Source organism: Niveibacterium umoris (assembly GCF_014197015.1).
GTDB classification, from domain to species: domain Bacteria; phylum Pseudomonadota; class Gammaproteobacteria; order Burkholderiales; family Rhodocyclaceae; genus Niveibacterium; species Niveibacterium umoris.
In genome coordinates this window covers 1-3,310 of the sequence record NZ_JACIET010000010.1, presented here as the reverse complement: position 1 = coordinate 3,310, position 3,310 = coordinate 1, and the positions used below count along the sequence as shown (strand labels likewise).

The 3,310-nt window shown below is 61.0% G+C and carries 4 protein-coding genes; all 4 read left to right on the top strand.

Annotation, left to right across the window (positions count from 1 at the left end; genetic code table 11):
* The coding region (locus GGR36_RS21485) for a DUF2345 domain-containing protein (protein ID WP_183638607.1) at positions 1-639 on the top strand (639 nt) is incomplete at its 5' end.
* A gap of 18 nt (positions 640-657) precedes the next feature.
* Positions 658-2,130 carry a hypothetical protein gene (locus GGR36_RS21480; protein ID WP_183638604.1) on the top strand — a complete coding sequence of 491 codons (1,473 nt, stop codon included), beginning with the start codon at positions 658-660 and terminating at the stop codon, positions 2,128-2,130.
* Positions 2,130-3,059, top strand: coding sequence for a hypothetical protein (locus GGR36_RS21475; protein WP_183638601.1), 930 nt, complete (start codon positions 2,130-2,132; stop codon positions 3,057-3,059). The genes GGR36_RS21480 and GGR36_RS21475 overlap by 1 nt, the downstream gene beginning before the upstream one ends.
* Positions 3,038-3,310, top strand: a 273-nt coding sequence (locus GGR36_RS21470) for a contractile injection system protein, VgrG/Pvc8 family (protein ID WP_183638597.1), incomplete at its 3' end; no start/stop codon positions are given. The genes GGR36_RS21475 and GGR36_RS21470, both read left to right, overlap by 22 nt.

Below are 3,310 nucleotides of genomic sequence, written 5' to 3'. Positions count from 1 at the left end.
AGCGCCAGTCTCACTGCCCACGGCGACAGCCACCTCGCCGCAGGCCATAGTGCAAGCCTCACCGCCGCGCGCGAAGTCAGCCTCTTCACCGCCACTGAGGATCTCGCGGCCGTCGCCGCAGCCGGCCCCCTATCGCTGCGCGCCCACACCGACGCCCTCGAACTCGCCGCCGACAAATCCGTAAGCGTCACCAGCAGCGGGGAAGGCATCGACATCCTCGCCCAGCAGAAAATCGTGCTCAGTGCTGGCCAAAGCCAGATCGAACTCAACGGCGCCAACATCACATTCAAATGCCCCGGCAAATTCGAGGTGAAGGGCGCGAGCCATGCGTTTGAGGGGGGCGGGAGTGCGGCGGCGGAGATGCCACCTCTGCCTGATGGCAGCATGGCGTTTCAAAACTGGATCGAAATTGACCACCGTGACGCAGAGGGCGCACCGATGGCTCAGCAGGCCTACAAGATCTACTTCGAAGGCGGTGCCGTTGTGTCGGGTGTTCTTGATGACAACGGATTTGCCCGCCACGACGGCGTGCCCCTGAAGGCCGAGCGCGTGGAGTATGAGCCGCGCCAACCGGAACCCGAGAAACCCTGGGATGCGTTGAAGCTCGCCGTATCCGCCGCCCGTAGCCGGATGGCTTGAGCCAAGGATTAACCAAGAATGTGGGAAGAATTCGAAAACGCACTGTCGTGGTATGCCGCTGCACCGAACCGGTGGGTGCAGAGTGCCAAGCAGGATATGACCGCTGCGGCCGAGTGGGTCTGGGTGGTATTGCAGGGTGACTTCGCGGACGATCAGAGCACCGCGCAGGTGGTTACCGGCACCGTGATTTCCATGATCCCGCTGGTCGACCAATTGTGCGACATACGCGATGTCGTCGCGAACTGCAGGAAAATCAACCAAGACACCAGCAACAAACTCGCATGGCTGGCACTGGCGTTGACGCTGATTGGGCTATTCCCGTGCTTGGGTTCGCTCGCTAAGGGCTGTCTGAAGATTCCGTTCAACTATGGCCGCAAGTACGCCTTCAAGGGCGCAGCGAAAACGCTGGATAGTTCCCTGTGGAAGAACACGGCGCCTTTTGTTGAAAGCAGTATCGTCAAATTGAACCAACACTTGGCGCATCCGGCGGTACGCAAGACGCTTGCAGTGTTGAAGATCGACAACGTTTGGAAGTACCTCGCGCGCAAGGTGCGTGACGTGAAAGGCCTTGTATCCACGAGCCGGCTGATGAGTGTGTTCGACGATCTCGCAGACGCACTTGCAAGCCTCTGCGACCTGATCCAGAAATGGGGCAGTGCGGCGCTCCAGAGCAAGGCGGCGGACTTGCTTCGCTCGGTCAAGGCGGTGCGTGATCAGGCAAACAAGTCTTTGTCCGAAGTGGTGAAGCCCCTTCAGGACTGGCTCGACAAGCTGGCGCGCCGGCTCGAAGTCGAAGCCGACATGAACTACCGTGCGTACACCAATGCGCATACGCCGCACCGCTTCACGCCGACAACGCTTGAGGCGGAGATTGCTTCGATCAAGGCGGATCTGCCGAGCTGGGTCAAAGCATCAACGAAGGCACCAAAGAAAGCGCTCCAAGATGCGCCGTCGATTCCGCATGGCTACCCGAATATCAGCAAGACGAGCCCGCGCGACATGCTGCGCGGCAAATTCAACACCTTCCACACCATCGAGCCACGCGAATTTCCGCCAGGCACGACGCTCTACCGGGTACTCGATCCGAATTCAGCCGACAACAGCATTTGCTGGATGACCAAGGAAGAATTCGAATTGCTCAAGAGCAAGAGCGACTGGCGCGAGCGTTTCGCGGTGTGGATGAACTGGAACCGCAACGGTGAATATGTCACCTACACCGTGCCGCCGGGCAAGCCGCTGCGCACTTGGGAAGGCGAAGCCGCCTCGCAGGAACTCAAGGATTCTGCGGGCCGGGCGGTCAAGGATGCAGACGGAAAGTCGATTTGGGCCGTGGGCGGCGGCAAACAGCTCGTACTCGACCCGGCCGATCTGGACAAAGCCTATCTCGGCAAACGCCGGCCGACCGGCTGGGGCTACGGCGACGCGGGTGAGCACATCGATCTGGTCGGCGTGCCGACCTTGACCAATAACTGGAATCCGAGAAATCAATAATGGCCACGCACCTGATCCCGCAGGAAATTTACCTGCTCGAACGCTATAGCAGCCCTGAATACTTCAAGCAGATGCGCGACGCGTTCGCCATGGCCGTGCAGGCCGCCGAAGATGCGCTGGATTACGTCATGCACCACCTGCCGCCCGGCTACCGCAAACGTCAGCGCTGGGAACAGCCGGACATCACCTGGGGCACGGTGGTGCTGCCGAACTTCCGCGATACGCTGACGATTCTCGATAAGGCCTACCCGCAGTTGCTGGCCGGTGATCCATCGGTGCTTGGGGTGGCGGGTAACGTCAATACGGCCTTCACCGGCCAGAGCCGGGACTACCCGGCTGGGTGGATGCCGGAGCCGTTTTTGTCGCGATGGTATGACGGAGAACTCGAAGCTTCGACGCTGGCCAGCAATATTTCCTTCACTGACCATGTTGGCTGGAATCCAGGGAGCCTCTCTTCGCGATACTCCAAAGACAGCCGCGGCCCGCTCGCCCCCCCCCCTTCTTGGCCGGTCTATCGGCTTAACCCCAAGGTGCGAGTGGCGACTGGCGGAACTGCGCCGGTCGACGGCATTTACCTGCCTGACGCCGACGACAGTGTTCCCGCTTTCTACTGGAAAGGCAGCGAGGTCGTTACCGCGAGTATCGGATACGACCCCAAAACCATGCAGAACATCGGCGAAGCTGACACTGTGTGGACGCTCGTTGAGCGTGTCGCGGACTTTGGCGGTGGTACTCCCGGAGCATCCGACGAAATCAGTCAGGGTGTTGTGATGCGCTGCGTTGCAGGCAAACCCTGTCCGCACGCAGGCTGGTGGAGCACCCCTGCCAAGGCCAACTCGCGGCGGCAGTTCGCGGCGGGCGAAGTGATGCCAGACTTGGGCGGCGACTACGGCGCAACGATCTGGCAGTGGGATCTGAATCAGGGTTGAGCGGGCAAAGCTGGTACGGGGCACGCCACGCCCAAGTACGCGCGCGCCGCACCAGCCGCATCTTTCAGGATCAAAGCGCGCTGGACGTCGTGCAGGCGGTATTGGGCGATTACCCGATCGCCCGCTTCGATGTGCGGGTCGCAAACGCCGGCACCGTCGCCCCGCGCCCGCTGATCACCCAGTACCGCGAAACGGATTTCGATTTTGTCCAGCGGCTGCTCGCGGAAGAAGGGCTGTCGTACTGGTTTGAA